Source organism: Bradyrhizobium sp. 6(2017) (assembly GCF_011058295.2).
GTDB classification, from domain to species: domain Bacteria; phylum Pseudomonadota; class Alphaproteobacteria; order Rhizobiales; family Xanthobacteraceae; genus Bradyrhizobium; species Bradyrhizobium septentrionale.
On the sequence record NZ_CP049289.2, the window covers coordinates 1,284,506 to 1,304,890 of the forward strand.

General features: G+C 65.4%; 22 protein-coding genes. 13 read left to right on the forward strand and 9 right to left on the reverse strand.

What is annotated here, in order from left to right:
* Positions 1-27 precede the first annotated feature (27 nt).
* Together G6P99_RS06025 and G6P99_RS06030 are read right to left on the reverse strand one after the other, a co-directional pair.
* Entirely contained in the window at positions 28-1,545 is a 1,518-nt protein-coding gene (locus G6P99_RS06025; protein WP_029079755.1) for an acyl-CoA synthetase, read from the reverse strand.
* A gap of 24 nt (positions 1,546-1,569) precedes the next feature.
* Complete coding sequence (locus G6P99_RS06030; protein ID WP_029079754.1) at positions 1,570-2,541, reverse strand: NAD(P)H-dependent flavin oxidoreductase; 972 nt, start codon at positions 2,539-2,541, stop codon at positions 1,570-1,572.
* 205 nt (positions 2,542-2,746) lie between these two features.
* On the opposite strand from G6P99_RS06030, the gene G6P99_RS06035 reads away from it, so the two are divergent.
* Positions 2,747-3,634 carry a LysR family transcriptional regulator gene (locus G6P99_RS06035; RefSeq protein ID WP_029079753.1) on the forward strand — a complete coding sequence of 296 codons (888 nt, stop codon included), beginning with the start codon at positions 2,747-2,749 and terminating at the stop codon, positions 3,632-3,634.
* A gap of 44 nt (positions 3,635-3,678) precedes the next feature.
* Here G6P99_RS06035 and G6P99_RS06040 read toward each other — a convergent pair whose 3' ends face one another.
* Together G6P99_RS06040 and G6P99_RS06045 are read right to left on the reverse strand one after the other, a co-directional pair.
* Positions 3,679-5,241: a glycosyl hydrolase family 17 protein gene (locus G6P99_RS06040; RefSeq protein ID WP_035976540.1), complete on the reverse strand. Its 1,563-nt coding sequence runs from the start codon at positions 5,239-5,241 to the stop codon at positions 3,679-3,681.
* 164 nt (positions 5,242-5,405) lie between these two features.
* A complete protein-coding gene (locus G6P99_RS06045; RefSeq protein WP_029079751.1) occupies positions 5,406-6,059 on the reverse strand; it encodes a DNA-3-methyladenine glycosylase family protein in 654 nt (217 codons plus the stop codon).
* Positions 6,060-6,234: 175 nt separating this feature from the next.
* On the opposite strand from G6P99_RS06045, the gene gluQRS reads away from it, so the two are divergent.
* The gene (gluQRS, locus tag G6P99_RS06050; protein WP_029079750.1) at positions 6,235-7,104 is read left to right on the forward strand and encodes a tRNA glutamyl-Q(34) synthetase GluQRS; all 870 of its coding nucleotides are present in this window, start codon (positions 6,235-6,237) and stop codon (positions 7,102-7,104) included.
* Between the two features lie 134 nt (positions 7,105-7,238).
* A complete protein-coding gene (locus G6P99_RS06055) occupies positions 7,239-8,552 on the forward strand; it encodes an ATP-binding protein (protein WP_029079749.1) in 1,314 nt (437 codons plus the stop codon).
* Here the strand turns inward: G6P99_RS06055 and G6P99_RS06060 are convergent.
* On the reverse strand, positions 8,479-9,339 hold the full coding sequence (locus G6P99_RS06060) for a YihY/virulence factor BrkB family protein (protein ID WP_371261153.1): 861 nt from the start codon (positions 9,337-9,339) through the stop codon (positions 8,479-8,481). The two genes, G6P99_RS06055 and G6P99_RS06060, sit on opposite strands and share 74 nt — an antisense overlap.
* 166 nt (positions 9,340-9,505) lie before the next feature.
* Between G6P99_RS06060 and G6P99_RS06065 the strand changes: the two genes are divergently transcribed.
* The 5 genes from G6P99_RS06065 (at position 9,506) to G6P99_RS06085 (ending at position 13,377) form a co-directional block, all read left to right on the forward strand.
* Positions 9,506-9,700 (forward strand): twin transmembrane helix small protein, encoded by a 195-nt coding sequence (locus tag G6P99_RS06065; RefSeq protein ID WP_165127538.1) that lies wholly within the window; start codon positions 9,506-9,508, stop codon positions 9,698-9,700.
* A gap of 157 nt (positions 9,701-9,857) precedes the next feature.
* Positions 9,858-10,430, forward strand: coding sequence for a cob(I)yrinic acid a,c-diamide adenosyltransferase (locus G6P99_RS06070; protein WP_029079746.1), 573 nt, complete (start codon positions 9,858-9,860; stop codon positions 10,428-10,430).
* A 117-nt stretch (positions 10,431-10,547) separates the two neighbouring features.
* Entirely contained in the window at positions 10,548-11,297 is a 750-nt protein-coding gene (locus tag G6P99_RS06075) for an electron transfer flavoprotein subunit beta/FixA family protein (RefSeq protein WP_029079745.1), read from the forward strand.
* A complete protein-coding gene (locus tag G6P99_RS06080; protein ID WP_029079744.1) occupies positions 11,297-12,247 on the forward strand; it encodes an electron transfer flavoprotein subunit alpha/FixB family protein in 951 nt (316 codons plus the stop codon). Before G6P99_RS06075 ends, G6P99_RS06080 begins: the two co-directional genes overlap by 1 nt.
* 248 nt (positions 12,248-12,495) lie before the next feature.
* Positions 12,496-13,377 carry a 3-hydroxybutyryl-CoA dehydrogenase gene (locus G6P99_RS06085; protein WP_029079743.1) on the forward strand — a complete coding sequence of 294 codons (882 nt, stop codon included), beginning with the start codon at positions 12,496-12,498 and terminating at the stop codon, positions 13,375-13,377.
* A gap of 16 nt (positions 13,378-13,393) precedes the next feature.
* Here G6P99_RS06085 and G6P99_RS06090 read toward each other — a convergent pair whose 3' ends face one another.
* From G6P99_RS06090 to G6P99_RS06100, 3 genes are read right to left on the reverse strand one after another with little or no spacing between them, the layout of a single operon-like run.
* Positions 13,394-13,519, reverse strand: coding sequence for a hypothetical protein (locus G6P99_RS06090; protein ID WP_256375148.1), 126 nt, complete (start codon positions 13,517-13,519; stop codon positions 13,394-13,396).
* Positions 13,516-14,727, reverse strand: coding sequence for a pyridoxal phosphate-dependent aminotransferase (locus G6P99_RS06095; RefSeq protein ID WP_035976518.1), 1,212 nt, complete (start codon positions 14,725-14,727; stop codon positions 13,516-13,518). Before G6P99_RS06095 ends, G6P99_RS06090 begins: the two co-directional genes overlap by 4 nt.
* Positions 14,724-15,107 (reverse strand): tautomerase family protein, encoded by a 384-nt coding sequence (locus tag G6P99_RS06100; protein WP_029079741.1) that lies wholly within the window; start codon positions 15,105-15,107, stop codon positions 14,724-14,726. Before G6P99_RS06100 ends, G6P99_RS06095 begins: the two co-directional genes overlap by 4 nt.
* Positions 15,108-15,215: 108 nt before the next feature.
* On the opposite strand from G6P99_RS06100, the gene G6P99_RS06105 reads away from it, so the two are divergent.
* On the forward strand, positions 15,216-16,073 hold the full coding sequence (locus G6P99_RS06105; protein ID WP_084518376.1) for a LysR substrate-binding domain-containing protein: 858 nt from the start codon (positions 15,216-15,218) through the stop codon (positions 16,071-16,073).
* Between the two features lie 101 nt (positions 16,074-16,174).
* Positions 16,175-16,363 (forward strand): putative motility protein, encoded by a 189-nt coding sequence (locus G6P99_RS06110; RefSeq protein ID WP_029079739.1) that lies wholly within the window; start codon positions 16,175-16,177, stop codon positions 16,361-16,363.
* Here the strand turns inward: G6P99_RS06110 and tlpA are convergent, their stop codons facing one another.
* Positions 16,364-17,044, reverse strand: coding sequence for a thiol:disulfide interchange protein TlpA (gene tlpA / locus G6P99_RS06115; protein WP_029079738.1), 681 nt, complete (start codon positions 17,042-17,044; stop codon positions 16,364-16,366).
* A 127-nt stretch (positions 17,045-17,171) separates the two neighbouring features.
* Here tlpA and argH point away from each other — a divergent pair, with 127 nt between their 5' ends.
* The 3 genes from argH to lysA all read left to right on the forward strand — a co-directional run bounded on the left by argH (position 17,172) and on the right by lysA (position 20,218).
* Positions 17,172-18,569, forward strand: coding sequence for an argininosuccinate lyase (gene argH / locus G6P99_RS06120; RefSeq protein WP_029079737.1), 1,398 nt, complete (start codon positions 17,172-17,174; stop codon positions 18,567-18,569).
* A 92-nt stretch (positions 18,570-18,661) separates the two neighbouring features.
* Entirely contained in the window at positions 18,662-18,937 is a 276-nt protein-coding gene (gene lptM / locus G6P99_RS06125) for an LPS translocon maturation chaperone LptM (protein WP_029079736.1), read from the forward strand.
* A 15-nt stretch (positions 18,938-18,952) separates the two neighbouring features.
* Positions 18,953-20,218, forward strand: a complete 1,266-nt coding sequence (lysA, locus tag G6P99_RS06130) for a diaminopimelate decarboxylase (protein ID WP_029079735.1) — start codon at positions 18,953-18,955, stop codon at positions 20,216-20,218.
* Positions 20,219-20,385 lie beyond the last annotated feature (167 nt).

A 20,385-nucleotide genomic window follows, 5' to 3' on the forward strand; every position in this document is an offset into this window, starting at 1 on the left:
CGCCGTTCGGCGTCGCCGTCATTTCGCTCAGCGAAGCTGTCCTTCGCGGTAGAGGTCGCGCAGCTTGCGCTTGAAGATCTTGCCGGTCGCCTCACGCGGCAGCGCGTCCATGAAGCGGATGTCTCTCGGCACCTTGAAATTGGCAAGCTTGCCGCGCAAGAAATCCTGGATCGCTGCAACCGAGAGTGCTGCGCCCGCTTCCGGCTCGACGCAGGCGAACAGCCGCTCGCCATATTCGTCGTCGGGAACCCCGAACACCGCGCAGTCGCGGACGCCTTCCATGCCGATCAGGGTGTTCTCGATCTCGGCGGGATAGATGTTGACGCCGCCCGAGATCACCATGTCGCGCTTGCGGTCGCACAGGAACAGATAGCCGTCCGCGTCGAGATAGCCGACGTCGCCGACGCTGACGAGGCCGTCGCGGTCGGCCTCGGCGCGGGCCTTGGCATTGCCGTGATAATCGAAATCCGACGCCGTCGTCTGGCGCATGAAGATCTCGCCGGGCTCGCCGACGTCGCATTGCGTGCCGTCGGGCCGGAATATCTTGACGATGCCGCCCTCGATGGCGCGGCCGACCGTGCCGGGCTTGGCGAGCGCTTCCGCCGCCGAGTGCCAGACCGGGATGCCGGTCTCGGTCGAACCGAGATATTCGTTGATCACCGGTCCCCACCATTCGATCATCGCGCGCTTGACGTCGACCGGGCAGGGCGCCGCGCCATGGACGATGAAGCGCAGCGACGACAGGTCGTAGCGGTGCCGCGTCTCTTCCGGCAGGCGCAGCAGCCGCACGAACATGGTCGGGACCATATGCATGTGCGTGACGCGGTGGCGCTCGATCAGTTGCAGCAGATCCTCGGGATCGAAGCGCGGCTCGAGCACGATCGCGCAGCCGTTGCGGAACGCGAGCATTCCATAGGAGTGCGGCGCCGAATGGTACATCGGGCCATTCATCAGGATCACCTGGCCCTCGTTCGGCTTGACGCCGTAAGTGATGGCGCCGACGCGCGCGGCCGCCGCCTGCTGCTCCGGCCGCATCGGCTTGCGCTTGACGCCCTTCGGCAGTCCGGTGGTGCCGGAGGTGTAGAACATCGGCGCCGCGCCGATCGGCGCGTCGGCGAGCAGTTGATGCGTCTCACGCCAAATATCCCAATCGGTCATGCCGTCGGGCACGCGCGTGGATGCAGGCGCCACGCCATAGGCCGCGGCGATCTCCGGTGGCGTCGTCACGACCAGGAGCTTGATCCCCGGCGGCAACCCGTCGCGGATCTGCGGCAGCAGATCGGCATGGCAGACCAGCGTGTCGGCGCCGCTGTCGGACAGGATGTAGGCGACCTCGTCGGCCTTCAGATGCCAGTTGATCGGCACCACCGGACTGCCGAGCGCGGCCGCGGCGGCGACCGCCTCGAACAGCGCGAAGTCATTGCGCAGCATCATGCCGACCGGCTTGCCGCCCTGCACGCCGAGCGCGCGGAAGCCGGTCGCCGCCCGCGCGATGCGGGCGTGAATCTCGCCATAGCTGATCTGTCGGTCGCCGCTGATGATCATGCCATTCTCTCCAGGCGGTCGTCGTCAGGCGCTGGCTCGCAGGAAGTCGCTGCGCGCCTCGGTGTACTCCGCCTTCAGCCGCGCCACCAGTTCGGCGACCGGCGGGGCGTCGACGATCTGGCCGATACCCTGGCCGGAGCCCCAGATGTCACGCCAGGCCTTGGCCTTCGTGTTGCCGCCGGAACCGAAGTTCATCGTGGATTTGTCGGCGACCGGCAGATTGGCCGGATCGAGGCCTGCGGCTGCGATCGACGGTCCGAGGTAGTTGCCGTGCACGCCGGTGAACAGGTTCGAATAGACGATGTCGTGGGCGGCATATTCGGTCAGCGCCTGCTTGTACCTGAGGTCGGCATTGGCTTCCTCGGTCGCGATGAAGCGGGTGCCGACATACGCGAGATCGGCGCCCAGCGCGAGCGCGGATGCGATGCTCCAGCCGTCGGAGATCGCACCCGACAGCAGGATCGTGCCCTTGAACCATTGCTTGACCTCGCGCACCAGCGCGAACGGCGACAGCGTGCCGGCATGGCCGCCGGCGCCGGCGCAGACCAGGATCAATCCGTCGACGCCCTGCTCGGCGGCCTTGCGGGCGTGCTTGACGTTGATGACGTCGTGGAACACCACGCCGCCAAAGGAATGCGCGGCCTCGACGATCTCGGACGGCGGGCGCAGCGAGGTGATGATCACAGGCACCTTGTGCTTCACGCAGGTTTCCATGTCGCGCATCAGTCGGTCGTTGGAGGCGTGGCAGATCTGGTTGACGGCGTAGGGCGCGACCTTCTTCTCCGGATGCAGCGCCTGGTACTCGCCGAGCTCGTTCTCGATCTGCGTCAGCCACTCGTCGAGCTTCTCAACCGGGCGGGCGTTCAGCGCCGGGAATGAGCCGACGATGCCGGCCTTGCACTGCGCGATCACTAGTTCCGGCCCCGAGACGATGAACAGTGGCGAGCCGACGACCGGCAGTTCAAGCTTGTTGGCGAGCGAAGCAGGCAACGGCATTCGGATCCTCCCTTGTCGCGAGGCCGGCCAGGGCCGGGGCGCGTTCATTGATGTTGATTTGAGCGCGTCGGGCCGGGCGGAGCCGCTGGCCTGCGCTTGCTGCTGTGCATTATAGAGCTGGACGGCATCGCCGGGCCGTTCAATATTGAACAGACAGCTCGTCAAGAGTGAACAGGACGGTCGCAGCATTGCCGTGGGGGAGCCGATGGACTGGGACCTTTGCAAGACCTTCGTCGCGGTTGCGGAAACCCGTAGCTTCGCGGCCGCAGCGCGCCGGCTGCGCTCCAGCCACCCGACGGTCGGTCGCAAGGTCACCGAGCTGGAGGATCAGCTCGGCGTTCGCCTCTTCGCGCGATCCAATGACGGTCTTTCGCTGACATCGCAGGGGCGCAAATTCCGCGAGCATGTCGAGGCCATGGCGGCGGCGGCCCTGCGCGCCGAAGCCGCGGTGTCGGCGACCGGCGCCCAGGCGCGCGGCGTGGTCAAGCTGTCGATCGGTGCGACGCTGGCCTCGCACTGGCTGATGCCGCGGCTCGGTCCGTTTCTCCGTGCCCACGCCCACATCCAGCTCGAAATCATCACCCATCCGTTTCCGGCCAGCGTGCGCCGCCGCGAGGCCGATGTCGTGCTGCGGCCGGTGGATAGCGGCGACGAGAATCTGATCGGCCGCAAGATCGGCCGTCTCGGCACCGGCTTCTTTGCCTCGCGCGACTACGCCGCGGGGCGGCGTCTGCCCGAACGGCGCGACGAGTGGAAAGGACACAGCATCATCGGCTTCGCCGATCGAGCCTCCAATGAGCGCCTGGCGCGCTGGAGCGATGCCATTACGCGGCAGGGATCGGTGGTGATGCGGTGCTCGTCGCAGGGCGACATGCTCGCCGCGGCGCGGGCCGGGCTCGGAATTTCCGCGCTGTCGTGCTTTGTCGCAGCCGACTATCCCGATCTGGTGCGCGTCGCACCGCAAAAGCTGTTCAGCGTGGCCGACATCTGGCTGCTTGCGCACCCTGATCTTGTCGAACTCCCCGCGGTGCGCGCGGTACTCGACTTCGTCACCGCTTCCGCGCGCGAGGACCGGGTGAGGTTGCGCGGATAGAAGGTAGGTGAGAGGTGGCTGCATTTCGGACCGCTTTGCCGTTCTCAGGCACGCGCCCGCCACAGCGTTGCCGCAAGCAGCAAGAAGGCGGCGCACGTCCACAGCGACTGCCAGTTCTCCGGACCTTCGTTGAGCCCGACATAGATCGCCGCCACGGCAAAAATGCCAGCAAATATCGATTCCGCGAGCGGACGGATTCCTTTCGCGGGAGGATTGAGCAGCGTGATCGCCGCAAAGGGCACAACCGCCATGGTGAGCGACGCAAAGGGAAAATCGATGAAGCGCGGGTCGAACACGAGGCCGATCGCGGCCGCGGTGCCGATCACGACGGTGACCATCAAGGCCAATCCGTGCAGGGTCACCAGCACCGATTCAGTATGGTGGCCCTTCGGACCCAACAATTCCAGGAAGCTCGGCGATGTGCGACCCGACATCAGGGCGTTGGCGCCAAGCACCGGCGAAGCCGTTGCCGCCGCCAGCAGTGAGCCCCACAGCAACCAGCCACCCGTTCCGTAACTTTCATAGACCATCTTCTGGGCGGCCACCCCGAACAGGATTCCGGCTGTCGTCGCCGATACGCCGACCGTAAGCCATGACGCGAGCCCGGGTTGTTCGGGCTTGCGGCGTGAGGTCAGCCATGCCGCGCCGAACACCAGGATCGCCAGCGCCATTCCGCCCAGCATTTGCAGCTTCCAGCGCGGGAAATTGCTGATCGGCACGCCCGCCGGATATTTCAGCGCGCGCTCTTCGGAATCGAACAGGCCCCAGGTTCCGCCGATCGTGCCTTCGATCTCCCGCTTCCATCCTTCATCATAGGCCTCGAACAGGTTGACGCGGAAATGCTCGCGCCGCGCGAGGTCCAGTACCTCCGCCACCACCCGCGCCTGATTGGTGCGCGACGGCAGCGCTGATTCGCGCATGCGCCCCTCGCTCGGCCAACCAAATTCTCCGATCAGGATCTCCTTGCCCGGAAAAACCGCCGCGATCTGCCGGCGAATCTCGTCAGCGTGGGCGGCGGCACGCTCCGCCGGAATTGGAATGTTCTCCCAATAGGGCAGGATATGAATCGTGACGAAATCGACCACGTCGGAAAGTTCGCGATTGCTCAGCCAGAATTCCCAGACGTCGGCATAGGTGACGGGGACGCTGACCTGCGCCTTGATCGAGCGGATCAGGGCGGCGAGGTCGGAAGCCGACATTTCCTTACGCAGCAGGACCTCGTTGCCGACCACCAGCGCGATGATGGTTTCCGGATATTCCCGTGCGAGGCGGATCGCCGTTTCGACCTGCGTTGCATTCTTCTTGCGGTCGCGGTCGAGGAAAATGCCCTGGATGACTTTCAGTCCCGCCTTGGCCGCGAGTTCGGGAATCTGATCGAGGCCGAGATCGTTCGCGTAGGTCCTGATGCAGTTGGATACTTTGGCAAGCTGGGCGAGATCTTCCGCGATCTGTTCCTTCGACACCTGCGTCGTCTGCGAAAGCGACGTCTGGTGGTTGCGGAACGGCGCGTATGAGATGCACTGCACCTTGTCGTTGGGATCGATCGGTGCCCGCACCAGGTTGACCGGTATGCCCAGCCACCACCACACCGCGGCGATGGCGGCCAGGGACAGCAGGAGAAGCGTCAGCGGAGTGCGGAGAGAAACCAGGTCGGTCCTCCTTGCAGGAAGGATGTGTTGGGCGTGCAAAATGCGCGAGGCCGTCAAATTGATAAAGTATTGGTCTACTGATGATATACCACGCGATCACACGGCAAGCGTTTTTTTGCGCCCTACTTTGCGCCGGCGATCACGCCTTCGCGATTCCTGAGCACGCGATAATACGCCCACCACAGATGGGCGGCGGCGCCGCGCAGCGGGCGCCACGGCTCCGCAAGCGGCGCCATCTGCTTCGGCGTCGGCCGTTCCTTCAGGCCGAGCCCGACCTTGACCGCTTCCTGCACGGCGAGGTCGCCGGCGGGCCACGCGTCGCCATGGCCGAGGCAGAACAGGAGATAGACGTCTGCGGTCCAGGGGCCGATCCCGGGCAATGCGGTCAGGGTGTTGTGCGCGGCATCGGCATCCTCGTTGGCGAGCACGTCGAGGTTCAGCCGCTCCTCGGCAAGCTCGCGGGCGATGTGCTTCAGGGTCTTGATCTTGGCCGCGGACAACCCGAGCCGGCCGAGGCGGTCGGCCCGCGCCTTGCGGATCGCATCATGGTGGAACGGGTCGAACGCCTTGCTGACCCGTCCCCAGATCGCCGCCGCGCTCGCGGTCGAAAGCTGCTGGCCGCAGATGATCGCGGCAAGCCCGGCAAAGCCCGGCTCGCGCTGCCGGATCGCCGGCATGCCGGTCAGTTCGAGGATCGGCCGCAGGCGGCGGTCCTGTGCGACCAGCTTGTGGATCGCGTCGTCGAGGTCGGCCTGGGTTTCGAGATGGATCAGCATTGCGGGATCTGCATCGACTTGTCGTGCGCGGGCTTGACCCGCGCATCCATCTCCTATCGTAACAGAGTCTTGTCCAGCCGCATGATCCGGGAAAGTGGAAGCCGGTTTTCCGGAAAGATCATGCCTAAACAAGGATTGCCGGGTCGAGCCCGGCAATGACCTACGACCAAACGCCATGCCACCAGTTTTCCGCTTTGCGCCGAGTCCGAACGGCTATCTCCATCTCGGCCACGCCTATTCGGCGCTGCTCAACTTTGACCTCGCGCGGCAGTCGGGTGGACGTTTCCTGCTGCGCATCGAGGACATCGATGCGACGCGCTGCCGTCCGGAGTTCGAGCAGGCGATCTACGAGGATCTCGGTTGGCTCGGCATCGGCTGGGAAACCCCGGTGCGGCGGCAGTCCCAGCATTTTTCAGCCTATCGCACGGCCGTCGACCGGCTGTCGGCGCAGGGGCTGATCTATCCCAGCTTCGAGAGCCGCGCCGACATCGCGCGCCTGGTCGCGGAGAGGGAGTCCGGTGGTGCATGGCCGCGCGATCCGGATGGCGCGCCGCTCTATCCGGGGGCGGCCAAATCGCTGTCGGCCGAGGACCGCGACCGGCTGGTTGGGCAGGGCGCGCCATTCGCGCTGCGGCTCGACATGGCGGCCGCGTGCGTGCGCGCCGGAAGCCTGCGCTGGCGGGAAGCGGGCGAGTGGCCGGCCGGCGAGCGCGGTGACGTCGCAGCGCGGCCGAAGGCCTGGGGCGATGTGATCCTGGCGCGCAAGGAAACCCCAACCAGCTACCATCTTTCCGTCGTGATCGATGACGCCCTGCAAGGCATCACCGATGTGGTCAGGGGCGTTGACCTGTTCTGGTCGACCAGCGTGCACCGGCTGTTGCAGGAACTGTTGGACCTGCCCGCGCCGGCCTACCGGCACCACCGGCTGATCCCGGACGCCGCCGGCCAGAAACTGTCGAAATCGACCCAGGCGACCGGGCTGCGCGAGCTGCGGGCGGCGGGGGCGAGCCCGGCCGACATCCGCCGCCTGGTCGGCCTGCCGTAGATCCCGACCGAATTTCGATCGCGAGTAAGCGGGTTACCATCGTGCCGCTTTGCTCAGGAAAGCCGCAAACGCCGCCGTGACTCCGGCACGCCTGGCATGCCATGTTGCGATCAGGGGCGGGGATCACGGAGACCATGGCGTCAAAATCGCGCGTACGGCGCAGTACGCGGCCATCCGGAAGGGTGCCGCCGAAGACGCGCGCCGCAAAAACGCGCTCCGCCAAGAGCACAGCCAAAACTGCCGCCAAGACCGCAACCAAGCCGCGCCGCAAGCGGGCCGCGCCGAAGCCGTCCGCGAATGCCGCTCCCAGCATGGTCGAGACCGCGCTCGCCGCCTTTGCCCATGAGGTGCGGACGCCGCTGACCGGAATCCTCGCGATCAGCAATCTGCTCGCGACATCGGATCTCGGTGAGCGCGAGCGGCGCTGGGTCGATACCATCAAGGCCGGCGCCGAGCATCTGGCGAGCCTTGCGACCCTGTTCGTGGATGCGGCCCGGAACGAGGGGCCGGGGCTCGAGATCCGGCAGGACTTTTTCGATCTGCGTGCGCTGGCGCGCCTTGCCGGGGATTCGCTGGCCGGCCGCGCGGCGGCCAAGGGGCTGCAGGCCTCGGTGGAGGTCTCCAGCAAGCTGCCGGCGTTTGCGGTCGGTGATCCCGTCCGACTGCGTGCGGCGCTGGAAAACCTGATCGACAACGCCGTCAAGTTCACCGAGCAGGGCAGCATCGAGCTGCATGTCGCGCCGGTGCGCGCCGCCAAAGGCAAGATCGGCGGCGGCAGGTTCGGCGTCGCTTTCGCGGTCTCCGACAGTGGCATCGGCCTGACGCTGGCAGAGGTCAAGCGCCTGTTCCGGCCGTTCTCGCAAGCCAACGTCTCGATCGCCTCGCGGTTCGGCGGCGCCGGGCTCGGCCTGTCCTCGGTCCGGCAGCTCGCGCGCGCCATGGGCGGTGACATAGTCGCGGCCCAGCGCGCGGGCGGCGGCACCATCTTCACGCTCAACGTGGTGCTGGCGCGCGCCGAAGGGCCGGTCGGCGCGGCGCCGGGCCAAAGCGGGGCGGCGCTGCTGTCGCAAGGGCTGCGGCTGCTCAGCGTCGAGGACAATCCGTTCGGTCGCGTCGTGCTCAACACGATCCTGACCGAGCTCGGTCACCACGCCGAATTCGTTGGCCAAGGCGAAGCCGCGCCTGATCGGCTTGGGCAGGGCGCCTTCGACGCCGTGCTGATGGATATGGTGCTGCCGGGCATCAACGGCGTCGAGGCAATCAAGCGCATCCGCGCGCTGCCGCCGCCGCACGGCCGTATCGTGATTGTCGGGATTTCCGGCCGTGCCGAGGACGAGGCCGCGGCGCGCGCTGCCGGCGCCGACGCCTTCCTGGTCAAGCCTGTTTCTCCGCGGGCGCTAGCGACTGCGCTGCTTGAAGCGACACGCCGTGCGGCAACCGCGACTTAATGATTGCCGCGTTCAGCTCGCCGCCGAACACGAAGATCGCGGCGATGAAATACAGGAACACCAGCGCGATGATCACCGAGGCGAGCCCCGCATACATCGTGACATAGTTGTTGGCGAAGCGCGCCAGGTACATGCCGAAGCCGATGCCGGAGACCAGCGACGCCACCACGGTGAAGATGATGCCGGGCAGGATCTGCGTGAAGCCGCGGCGCCCCGCCGGCAGCCAGGCATGCAGGATGAACAGCGCCACGACCAGCGCCAGCACCGTGATGCCGTAACGCACGGTGTTGAGCAGGCTCTCGTTCGATTCGACGAAGAACGGAATATGGCGCCGCGCCGCCTCGATGATCAGCGGGCCGAGCACGATCAGGAATGCCATCGCGAGCGAGGTGAACGCCGCGACCAGGGTGTAGCCGATCGATTCCAGCCGCAGCCAGTACCAGCGCCGCGGTTCGATCACGGCATAGGCGCGGTTCAGCGCCACCCGCAGCGCCTCGACGCCGTTGGAGGCGAAGTAGACCGCGAGCACCGCGCCGATGGTCAGGATGTCGCCCCGGGTGTTGGTCAGAACGTCGTGGATTTGGTCGGACAGCGCCTCGGCGACCTGCTCCGGCCAGACCTGGAGCAACAGCCCGACCGCCTGGTCGGCAAGCTCCTTGGAGCCGAAGAAGCCGGCCAGCGACGTCAGCACGATCAGGAACGGAAAAAGTGCCATCAGGGTCGACAGCGCGATGTGGCTCGCGATCGCCCAGCCGTCATCGGCGAGGAACGTGTAAAAGGCATCCATCACGACATGGGTGACGTAACGAAGCTGCTTCACATTCCACCCGGCATTGTCGACGACGGCTCGGTCCGAAAACCGGTCCAGCATCCAATATTACGCATTGAAAAGCCAGTTGGTTGCATGGCCCAGCTGTGTGGAAGTCCGATCCATGCGGTGTTATGTACCGCAGATGACATCCGTCCTCAGCATGATCGTTCTTCCTATCGCCGTCGGCGCCGTGGCCCTGGTGCTGCTGCTCGGCCTTGTCAACATGATGAGGGGCGGCTCGCCGAACACGTCGCAGAAGCTGATGCGGCTGCGCGTGCTGTTCCAGTTCGTCGCCATCGTGATCGCGACGGTCGTGGTCTGGGCGATGGGGCGGTAGATGCGCTAACCTTCACCTCTCCCATTGGGAGAGGTCGGATCGCCATCGGCGATCCGGGTGAGGGATTCAGGTCCGTCGTTAGACCGCATCCCCTCACCCGCTCGCAAGATGCTCGCGACCTCTCCCTGTGGGAGAGGTGACAACACCGGAGCCAACCATGGTCGTTCTCAATCGGATCTACACGCGCACCGGCGATGACGGCACCACCGCGCTCGGCTCCGGCGAGCGGCGGCCGAAATACGATCTGCGCGTTGCTGCCTACGGCACGGTCGACGAGACCAATGCGGCGATCGGCGTGGTGCGGCTGCATCTGGCCGATAGCCCCGATGTCGATGCGATGCTCGGCCGGATCCAGAACGATCTGTTCGATCTCGGCGCCGACCTTGCGGTGCCCGAGCGCGAGGGCAAGACTGAGCGTCTGCGGATGCTGGCGAGCCAGGTCGAGCGGCTCGAGCGCGATATCGACAGCCTGAACGACCAGCTCGCGCCGCTGACTTCGTTCGTGCTGCCCGGCGGGACACCCGCTTCTGCATATCTGCATCTGGCCCGGACGATATGTCGCCGCGCGGAACGCATGATGGTGGAACTCGCTGCCCGGCCCGACGAGCCGGTCAATGAAGCTGGCATCCAGTATATGAACCGGCTGTCGGATTTCCTGTTCGTTGCCAGCCGCTTCCAGAACAACAAGGGAGCCGGAGACGTGTTGTGGGTGCCGGGTCAGAACCGCTAAACTGGTTCAAAACCGGGGGACGGTTTTTTGGCTTTGCCGCGTTGACCGGGGGGTACGGGACCTTTAGGTTCCGCGCCAGCCAACCGAAACCCATACAATCAAAGCGAAAGAGGATCGATGAAGGTTCTTGTGCCGGTAAAGCGGGTCGTCGACTACAACGTCAAGGTCCGCGTCAAGAGTGACGGATCGGGCGTGGAGCTCGCCAACGTCAAGATGTCGATGAACCCGTTCGACGAAATCGCCGTCGAGGAAGCGCTGCGGCTGAAGGAAGCCGGCAAGGCGACCGAAGTGGTGGTGGTCTCGATCGGACCGGCGCAGGCTTCCGAGACCATTCGCACCGGGCTTGCGATGGGTGCCGACCGCGGCATCCTGGTCAAGGCCGAAGGCAATGTCGAACCGCTCGCGGTGGCCAAGATCCTGAAGGCGGTGGTCGAGGCGGAGCAGCCCGGCCTGGTCATCCTCGGCAAGCAGGCGATCGACGACGACTCGAACCAGACCGGCCAGATGCTGGCCGCGCTGCTCGGCTGGTCGCAGGCGACCTTCGCCTCCAAGCTCGAGGTCGAAGGCTCTGACTTCAAGGTCACGCGCGAAGTCGACGGCGGCCTGCAGACCATCAGGCTCAAGGGCCCGGCGATCGTCACCACTGACCTCCGCCTCAACGAGCCGCGCTATGCGTCGCTGCCCAACATCATGAAGGCGAAGAAGAAGCCGATCGACGACAAGAGCGCTTCGGATTACGGCGTCGATCTCACGCCGCATCTCGAAGTGCTGAAGACCGCGGAACCGGCGGGCCGCAAGGCGGGCGTCAAGGTCAAGGACGTCGCCGAACTCGTGAACAAGCTCAAGACCGAAGCCGGGGTTCTCTGATGACGACGCTGTTGATTGCTGAACACGACCACGAGACCCTGAAGGACTCGACCAACAAGGCGCTGACCGCGGCGAGCCAGCTCGGCGGCGACGTCCATGTGCTGGTTGCCGGTGGCGGCCAGGGCACCAAGGCGGCGGCGGAAGCAGCAAGCAAGCTCGCCGGCGTCGCGAAGGTGCTGGTGGCCGAAGGCCCGGCCTATGAGCACGACCTCGCCGAGCCGCTGGCCGCGCTGATCGTCGCGCTGGCGCCGAACTATGACGCCTTCGTCGCCCCCGCGACCTCGCGCTTCAAGAACGTGATGCCGCGCGTCGCAGCGCTGCTCGACGTCATGCAGGTCTCGGAGATCATCAAGGTCGTCGCGCCCGACACCTTCGAGCGTCCGATCTATGCCGGCAACGCGATCCAGACCGTGAAGTCGAAGGACGCCAAGAAGGTGATCACAGTCCGTACCTCGACCTTCGCCGCAGCCGGTGAAGGCGGCAGCGCGGCGATCGAGAATGCCGCATCGGCGGCCGATCCCGGCCTGTCCACGTTCGTCGGCGAGGAAGTCGCCAAGAGCGACCGTCCGGAACTGACCTCGGCCAAGATCATCGTCTCGGGTGGCCGCGCCATGCAGAGCCGCGAGAACTTCGCCAAGTACATCGAGCCGCTCGCCGACAAGCTCGGCGCCGGCGTCGGCGCCTCGCGCGCCGCGGTCGATGCCGGCTATGCGCCGAACGATTGGCAGGTCGGCCAGACCGGCAAGGTGGTGGCCCCGGAACTCTATGTCGCGGTCGGCATCTCCGGCGCGATCCAGCATCTGGCCGGCATGAAGGACTCCAAGGTGATCGTCGCCATCAACAAGGATGAGGACGCACCGATCTTCCAGGTGGCCGATTACGGCCTGGTCGCCGACCTCTACCAGGCGGTTCCAGAACTGACCGAAGCACTCGGCAAGCTCGGAAAGTAAGCGACAAGACACCGGCCGGGTGAGTAATCTCCGGCCGGTGTTATTATTCTTGGGGCAACGATCCGGAAACGGTTTTCCGAAAGGATCGAGCTCGATAGGGGAAAATGGGATCGGGGTGTGATTATCTTTAATCACATCATGGTCCCGGGAAACGTTTTCCGGCGGATTGGGCAACCCGGAAGGCTTCGCTTCGGGTATCGTTGGAATTGGGCAGGCGCGACATGCGCGCCGTTCCGGTGGATGACAAGATGACGGTGGCAATCAAAAAGGTCGGCGTGATCGGTTCGGGCCAGATGGGCAACGGCATCGCCCATGTGGCGGCGCTGGCCGGCTTCGACGTGGTGCTCAATGACGTGTCCGGCGACCGGCTGAAGTCGGCGCTGGCGACCATCAACGGCAATCTGACCCGCCAGGTCGCCAAGAAACACATCAGCGAGAGCGAGCGCAAGCAGGCGCTCGACCGCATCACCTCCTCCGAGACGATCGATGCGCTCGCCGACTGCGATCTCGTGATCGAGACCGCGATCGAGAAGGAAGAGACCAAGCGCAAGATCTTCCACGACCTCTGCGCGGTGCTGAAGCCGGAAGCGATCGTCGCGACCAACTCGTCGTCGATCTCGATCACAAGGCTCGCCGCCTCGACCGACCGCCCGGAGAAATTCATCGGCATTCATTTCATGAATCCGGTGCCGGCGATGGAGCTGGTCGAGCTGATCCGCGGGATCGCCACCGACGACGTGACCTTCGACACCTCCAAGGCCTTTGTCGCCAAGCTCGGCAAGCAGGTCGCGGTGTCGGAGGATTTCCCCGCCTTCATCGTCAACCGCATCCTGCTGCCGATGATCAATGAGGCGATCTACACGCTGTATGAGGGCGTCGGCAACGTCGAGGCGATCGACGCCGCGATGAAGCTCGGCGCGCACCATCCGATGGGCCCGCTCGAGCTCGCCGATTTCATCGGCCTCGATACCTGCCTGTCGATCATGCAGGTGCTGCACGAGGGGCTCGCCGATTCCAAGTACCGGCCGTGTCCGCTGCTGGTGAAGTACGTCGAGGCCGGCTGGCTCGGACGCAAGAGCCAGCGCGGCTTCTACGATTATCGCGGCGACAAGCCGGTCCCGACACGATAATTTACGCGCGCTCGTCTCAGATCAGTGCCCGCAACAGCGCAAGCGCCGCGGGCACGAGGCCGACAACCATCGTCACACCCGTTCCAAGTCCGAGCAGATGCGCTGTTAGCGCGAGGCGCTGGCTTTTCTCCTGCGTTGTCATTGCAGTGCCTCGCAGGCGCGCTTCAGCCGCCGTCCGGCCTCTTCGATGGTCGATGACGGGTTGGCGAAGCTGAGGCGAATAGAAGGCGACAGCCCAAAATCCTCGCCGGGAAACACCACCAGATCGGCTTGTTCGAGCAGGTAGCTGGAGAAATCGCGGTCAGTCTCGAGCAGCTTGCCGTCGGCAGCACGCTTGCCGATCACGCCGGCGCAACTGACCAGCAGATAGAACGTGGCTTCCGGCGGCGTGCAGGAGAGCCCGCGGCATCCGTTCACGAGTTCAGCAAAGCGGTCACGCCTTGCGCGAAGGATGACGGCGCGCTCGGCCAGCACATCCTGCGCGCCGTCGAGGGCGGCCACCGCGGCGGCCTGGCTGATCGACGACGCACCGGACGTGGTCTGCGACTGGATCGTGATCATCTCGCGGATCAGCGCCGAGGGGCCTGCGGCGTAGCCGATGCGCCATCCCATCATGGCGTAGCTCTTGGCGAGACCGCTGACGGTCAGCGTCCGCACCTTCAGGCGCGGCTCGATTTCCGCAAGCGTCGGCGCGGGAGCGCCGTTGAACACGATGTGCTCGTAGAGCCCGTCGGCAAGCACCCAGACGTCCGGATGGCGCAACAGGATCGCGGCGATCTCAGCCAGATCCTCCGGAGAATACAGCGCGCCGGAGGGATTGACCGGATTGTTGACGACGACCCAGCGGGTTCGCGGCGATATCGCCGCCTGCAAATCCTCCGCACGCAGCCTGAAGCCGTTGTTCTGCGCGCAGGGCACGATCACCGGCGTGCCGCCCGCCAGCCGGACCTGATCGAGATACGGCGCCCAGTACGGCGCGGGGACGATCACCTCGTCTTCAGGCGCCAGCGTCGCCAGCAGCGCGTTGAACAGCGCCTGGGTCGAGCCATTGGTGATGACGATCTCGTTCAGTTCGTAATCGAGATGGTGGTCGCGCAGCAGCGCGGCCTGCACCGCGCGCTTGAGCTCCGGCGTGCCGTCGACATCGGTGTAGCGGGTCTCGCCGCGCCGTGCCGCTTCATGCGCCGCCGCGATCACATGATCCGGCGTCGGGAAGTCGAGATTGCCCGACGACAGCTCGATGATCTCACGCCCGGCGGCGCGCAATTCGCGGGCGCGGCGGCGCAGCACCGATGCGGGCGATGCCTTGATGCCGCTCATGCGCGGCGAGAGGATGGGTGTCGCGGTCATCGGACGTACTGCGCCTCACCGTTGCCGAACGACCAGTTTTCGGGAAGCACCTCGACAAGGTTGATGAAGATGTCCTCGGCGCGCAGGCCGGGACTTTCGCTCAGCAGTTCGGCGATGCGTCGATAGAGCTTCTGCTTCTGCGCAACCGGGCGGGTGTTGCTGACCGTGACCTGAATGATGACCAGATCGTCGCTGCGCCTGATCCCGAGATAGTCCGCGCCATAGGCGAAATCGTCGTCGTCGTGCTCGGAGATCGTCATGAAGCGATCGCCTTCCGGCACATCGAAGGTCTCGCGCATGGCGCGATAAAGGCTTTCGAGAATGGCCTTGCGGTAGGCGGCGGGCTTGCCCCGTCGCAGGGAGACGCGGGTCAGCGGCATGATGAAGGCTCTCCTGGAGGTGATCGTTGCGTGCAGCCGATCCTAGGGGCTTCTTGATCATTGAAAAATGGTATGATATCGCATTTCAATGATTGCTAATTTAAATGAATGGCGATGAAGGCACTCGACGTCGAGGCGGTGCAGGCCTTTGTCCTGGTGGCCGACCTCAGCAGCTTCACGCGCGCGGCGCAGGTCATGGAGACCACGCAGTCCGCGGTCAGCCTGAAGATCAGGCGTCTGGAAGACGGGCTCGGCCGGCGGCTGCTGGAGCGGACGCCGCGGCTGGTCAGGCTGTCCGCGGAAGGGGCCGCCTTCCTCGGCGCGGCGCGCAATCTCGTGGCCGCGCATCAATCGGCGATCGGGTCGTTTGCCGTCGAACATCGGCGATTGGTGGTCGGCATCAGCCACCACATCGTGGGATCGGAACTGGCCTCGCTGTTGAAGCGGATGAACACCACCGATCCGGGACTGGTGATCCAGCTGCACGTCGATACGTCACGCTCGGTGCTCAGCGCATTCGACGACGGCAAGCTCGATGCTGCGATCGTGCTGCGCCACGACGCCAAGCGCCGCGATGGCGACGTGCTGTTCGAAGAACCCTTCGGCTGGATGGCCGCGCCCGATTTTCACCATCGGCCGGGCGAGCCGCTGCGCCTGGCGACGCAAGCCGAGCCGTGCAGCGTGCGCGCGATGGCGGTCGAGGCTCTCGACGCTGCCGGCATCGCCTGGACCGAGGCGTTCGTCGGTGGCGGGCTTGCGACGATCGGGGCCGCGATTTCCGCGGGCCTTGCCGTCGCAGCGCTGGCGCGCCGAGTGGCGCCAGCCGATACCGTCGACCTCGGACCGCGGCTAGGCCTGCCGCCACTGCCGTCGCGCGACGTCATGCTTCACTCAAAACTGTCAGACGCACGGACACGGCGGGCGTTGCGCACATTAGGTGCGGCCTTCGCGGCGAACGCGGTCTGAGCGGCTCGTCGTCCAAACGATGTGTCAGCCTGACGCGGCCGCCGACACCAAGCGTTAACTTTCCCCGGCTACGTCCAAAGCCGGACTTGGGAGTGCCGCGTATGGACATGATGAGCATGGTCACCAGCATTCTGTCGATGCAGCAGGGCAACCTGCAGGGCGAGATCGCGACCCGTGTGACCAAGCAGAACCTCGACGCGGAAAAGTTCGCCGTTCAGACCCTGCTCGGCAGTCCTTCCACCGCGAACTTGTCCCCCGGCGTCGGCGGCAACCTCAACGCCGTCGCCTGATCAGAACCCCGCTGCGGCCGGCCCCAGCGCCGCCTTCACCAGCTTGATCGCGTCGTCGCTCGCCCATTCGGCGGGGCCGGCGATATTGGCGATTTCGCAGCCCTTGCCGTCGACCAGCACCGAGGTCGGCATGCCCAGCGCCTTGCCTATGTTCTTAAGATCTTGAAAGACCTTGGCTTTCTGGTCGCTGAAATAGCCGAGATTGGTCAGATTGGCCTCTCTCAGGAAATTCTTCGGCTTGTCCGGGTCGCGGGTGTCGATGTTGATCGCGACCACCTCGAAATCCTTGCCGCCGAGCTTGGTCTGCAGGCTGTCGAGCGCCGGCATTTCCTTGCGGCAGGGCACGCACCAGGTCGCCCACAAATTGACGAGTACCGTCTTGCCGCGCCAGTCCGAGAGCTTCTTCGGTTGGCCGTTGGCGTCCTCGAAGGCGAGGTCCGGCAGCCTCAAGGGGGTGGTCGCCATGGTCAGCGCCGCGACCTCGCCATGGGCGAGCGGGGCGATCTTCTTGGCCAGATCCACCGCGCTGTTGCAGGCGACGTCGCCACCCGCGGGATGCTTGAGGCCGGAGACCCCGACATAGCCGATCGCGGCCCCGGCCAGCACGGCGCCGATCACCAGCGGGATGCGCCACCGGGCGGCAGGCTTGGCGGTCGGTTCGGACGGGGTCGTCTCGGGCATATCGTTTGTCATCCTGGGTCAGATGTGGCTAAGCAATGCCGGGAATACGACCGGAACCGCCATGCCGTTTCGCCGCTCCGGCGATGAAACCGCACGGCCTGCAATACAAATTCGTGAGCGAGAAGTCATGAGCAACAAGATGTGGGGCGGCCGGTTCTCGGAGCGTCCCGACGCGATCATGGAGGAAATCAACGTCTCCATCGACGTCGACCGTCACCTTTATGCCCAGGACATCGCCGCGTCCAAGGCCCACGCCGCAATGCTCGCTGCACAGGGCATCATCACCGCTGCTGATGCGAAAAATATCGGCAAAGGTCTAGACACGATTTTGTCAGAAATCGGCAAGGGCGATTTCGACTTCAAGCGCGCGCTCGAAGACATCCATATGAACGTCGAGTCGCGGCTGTCCGAATTGATCGGGCCCGCGGCGGGCCGGCTGCACACTGCGCGCTCGCGCAATGACCAGGTCGCGACCGATTTCCGCCTCTACGTCCGCGACACCATTGATGAGACCGATGCGGCGCTGGCCGCGTTCCAGGAGGCCTTGGTCGCCCGCGCGCTGGAGCATGCCGGAACCGTGATGCCTGGCTTCACCCATCTGCAGACCGCCCAACCCGTGACCTTCGGCCATCATCTCTTGGCCTATGTCGAGATGGCCAGCCGCGACCGCGGCCGCTTTACCGATGCGCGCAAGCGGCTGAACGAATCGCCGCTCGGCGCTGCCGCACTGGCCGGCACCTCGTTTCCGATCGACCGTGCCGCGACCGCCAAGGCGCTCGGCTTCGACCGTCCGATGGCCAATTCGCTCGACGCGGTCTCCGACCGCGATTTCGTGCTGGAGACGTTGTCGGCGGCTGCAATCTGCGCGGTGCACATGTCGCGTTTCGCCGAGGAGATCGTGATCTGGACCTCGCCGCTGGTCGGCCTCGTCAGGCTCAGCGACAAGTTCACGACGGGATCGTCGATCATGCCGCAGAAGCGCAATCCGGACGCGGCCGAGCTCGTGCGCGCCAAGACCGGCCGCGTGATTGGCGCGCTCACCGCGCTGCTGATCGTGATGAAGGGCCTGCCGCTCGCCTATCAAAAGGACATGCAGGAGGACAAGCAGGGCGCGATGGAGGCGTTCGCGGCGCTGTCGCTCGCAATCCGCGCCATGACCGGCATGGTCGAGGACCTGGTGCCGGACGCGGCGAAGATGAAGGCCGCCGCCGGCGAGGGCTACGCCACCGCGACCGACCTTGCCGATTGGCTGGTGCGCACCCTGAGAATGCCGTTCCGCGACGCCCACCACGTTACCGGGCGGATCGTCGGCCTGGCCTCGCAGGAGGGCGTGGCACTGCACGAGCTGCCGCTGAAGGCCATGCAGGAGGTCGAGCCGAAGATCACGGCCGACGCCTTGAAGGTGCTCAGCGTCGAATCCTCGGTGCAGAGCCGGACCTCGTTTGGCGGCACGGCGCCGAAGAATGTGACGGCGCAAGCCAAAGCCTGGGCCAAGCGGCTGGAAAAAGAGCGAAAATCGGGCTGATCGCGAAAATTTGGCCGTGATTTCGTGGCCCTCCGCCTCTCGCCAGAGCACACCAATGTTTGTATGGTGCGGCCCGAATTGGGGATTTCGTCGTGACTAGCAAGAACCGCCTGACCCCCTCGGGATGGGCCATGATTGTGCTGAGCGTATCAGCGCTGACGCTCGGCGGCTGCGGCCGCAAGGGGCCGCTCGACCTGCCGCCGACCGCGAACGCCGCGCCGGGCACGACAGCGGCGCCGGGCGATACCGAGAGCGAGCGGGCGGCGCAGCCCAGCGTGTTCAACCCGACCTATGGATCGGATGCCGCGCCGGCCGCATCGAAAGGCAATAAACGGCCCTTCATCCTCGATCCGCTGCTCGGCAACTAGTATTCAAAGCGTGTCATGCACCATTTCGACTATCGCAACGGCGTGCTGCATGCCGAGGCGGTCAATCTCATTGACCTGGCGGAAGCCGTCGGCACGCCGTTCTATTGCTATTCGACGGCGACGCTGGAACGGCACTACCGCGTCTTCACCGAAGCCTTCGCCGGCGAGAAGGCGCTGGTCTGCTACGCCATGAAGGCGAACTCCAACCAGTCGGTGCTGCGCACGCTGGCGAAGCTCGGTGCCGGCGCCGACGTGGTGTCCGGCGGCGAGTTGAAGCGGGCGCTGGCGGCCGGCATTCCGCCGTCGAAGATCGTGTTCTCTGGCGTCGGCAAGACCGAGGCTGAGCTGCGCGCCGCGCTCGCCACCGACATCCTCTGCATCAACATCGAGTCCGAGCCGGAGCTCGAGATGCTGTCGCGGCTGGCGGTCGAGATGAAGACGACGGCGCGGATCTCGGTGCGGGTCAATCCGGACGTCGATGCCGGCACGCATGCCAAGATTTCGACCGGCAAGTCGGAGAACAAGTTCGGCATTCCGATCGCACGCGCCCGCGAGGTCTATGCCCGCGCCGCGAAGCTGCCCGGCATCAAGATCACCGGCACCGACGTCCATATCGGCAGCCAGATCACCGATCTCGGCCCGCTGGAGGCTGCCTTCCGCCTGCTCGCCGATTTCGTGCAGACACTGCGCGCCGACGGCCACGACATCTCCCATGTCGATTTCGGCGGCGGCCTCGGCATTCCCTATTACATGGACCGCGCCGCGCCGCCGGCGCCGGATGCCTATGCCGCGATGGTCAAGCGCGTCACGCATAATCTCGGCTGCACGCTGATGTTCGAGCCGGGCCGCATGATCGTCGGCAATGCCGGCATCCTCGTCACCCGCGTGATCCATGTGAAGCCGGGCGATGCCAAGAACTTCGTCATCATCGACGCCGCGATGAACGACCTGATCCGGCCGACGCTGTATGAAGCGCATCACGATATCCTGCCGGTGCGCCAGCCCGCGCCTGATACCCCGACCATGGTCGCCGATGTGGTCGGGCCGGTCTGCGAGACCGGCGACTATCTCGCGCTCGACCGCGCGCTGCCGCAGCCGAAGGCCGGCGATCTCCTCGCGATCATGACCGCCGGCGCCTATGGCGCGGTGCAGGCCGGCACCTACAACACCCGGCCCTTGGTGCCGGAAGTGCTGGTCAAGGACGACCAGTATGCGATCGTTCGCCCGCGCATCGACGTCGACGCGCTGATTGCGATGGACAAGCCCGCGCCGTGGTTGTGAGGCACACTGGCACCTCATTCTCGGTGTCGTCCCTGCCTAGTGCGCAATTGCGCACGGGAGCAGGGACCCATAACCACCGCTCTTGATTGTTGTATTGAGCTGGGCCCCAGCTCAGCTAAACCACAAACGCCTGTGGTTATGGGTCCCGGGTCGCGCTTCGCTTGCCC

Coding starts and splice junctions, on each gene's coding strand:
- G6P99_RS06025 (WP_029079755.1), bottom strand. CDS start 1,545: ATGATCATCAGCGGCGACCGACAGATCAGCTATGGCGAGATTCACGCC.
- G6P99_RS06030 (WP_029079754.1), bottom strand. CDS start 2,541: ATGCCGTTGCCTGCTTCGCTCGCCAACAAGCTTGAACTGCCGGTCGTC.
- G6P99_RS06035 (WP_029079753.1), top strand. CDS start 2,747: ATGGACTGGGACCTTTGCAAGACCTTCGTCGCGGTTGCGGAAACCCGT.
- G6P99_RS06045 (WP_029079751.1), bottom strand. CDS start 6,059: ATGCTGATCCATCTCGAAACCCAGGCCGACCTCGACGACGCGATCCAC.
- gluQRS (WP_029079750.1), top strand. CDS start 6,235: ATGCCACCAGTTTTCCGCTTTGCGCCGAGTCCGAACGGCTATCTCCAT.
- G6P99_RS06055 (WP_029079749.1), top strand. CDS start 7,239: ATGGCGTCAAAATCGCGCGTACGGCGCAGTACGCGGCCATCCGGAAGG.
- G6P99_RS06060 (WP_371261153.1), bottom strand. CDS start 9,339: ATGGATGCCTTTTACACGTTCCTCGCCGATGACGGCTGGGCGATCGCG.
- G6P99_RS06065 (WP_165127538.1), top strand. CDS start 9,506: ATGACATCCGTCCTCAGCATGATCGTTCTTCCTATCGCCGTCGGCGCC.
- G6P99_RS06070 (WP_029079746.1), top strand. CDS start 9,858: ATGGTCGTTCTCAATCGGATCTACACGCGCACCGGCGATGACGGCACC.
- G6P99_RS06075 (WP_029079745.1), top strand. CDS start 10,548: ATGAAGGTTCTTGTGCCGGTAAAGCGGGTCGTCGACTACAACGTCAAG.
- G6P99_RS06080 (WP_029079744.1), top strand. CDS start 11,297: ATGACGACGCTGTTGATTGCTGAACACGACCACGAGACCCTGAAGGAC.
- G6P99_RS06085 (WP_029079743.1), top strand. CDS start 12,496: ATGACGGTGGCAATCAAAAAGGTCGGCGTGATCGGTTCGGGCCAGATG.
- G6P99_RS06090 (WP_256375148.1), bottom strand. CDS start 13,519: ATGACAACGCAGGAGAAAAGCCAGCGCCTCGCGCTAACAGCGCATCTG.
- G6P99_RS06095 (WP_035976518.1), bottom strand. CDS start 14,727: ATGACCGCGACACCCATCCTCTCGCCGCGCATGAGCGGCATCAAGGCA.
- G6P99_RS06100 (WP_029079741.1), bottom strand. CDS start 15,107: ATGCCGCTGACCCGCGTCTCCCTGCGACGGGGCAAGCCCGCCGCCTAC.
- G6P99_RS06105 (WP_084518376.1), top strand. CDS start 15,216: ATGGCGATGAAGGCACTCGACGTCGAGGCGGTGCAGGCCTTTGTCCTG.
- G6P99_RS06110 (WP_029079739.1), top strand. CDS start 16,175: ATGGACATGATGAGCATGGTCACCAGCATTCTGTCGATGCAGCAGGGC.
- tlpA (WP_029079738.1), bottom strand. CDS start 17,044: ATGCCCGAGACGACCCCGTCCGAACCGACCGCCAAGCCTGCCGCCCGG.
- argH (WP_029079737.1), top strand. CDS start 17,172: ATGAGCAACAAGATGTGGGGCGGCCGGTTCTCGGAGCGTCCCGACGCG.
- lysA (WP_029079735.1), top strand. CDS start 18,953: ATGCACCATTTCGACTATCGCAACGGCGTGCTGCATGCCGAGGCGGTC.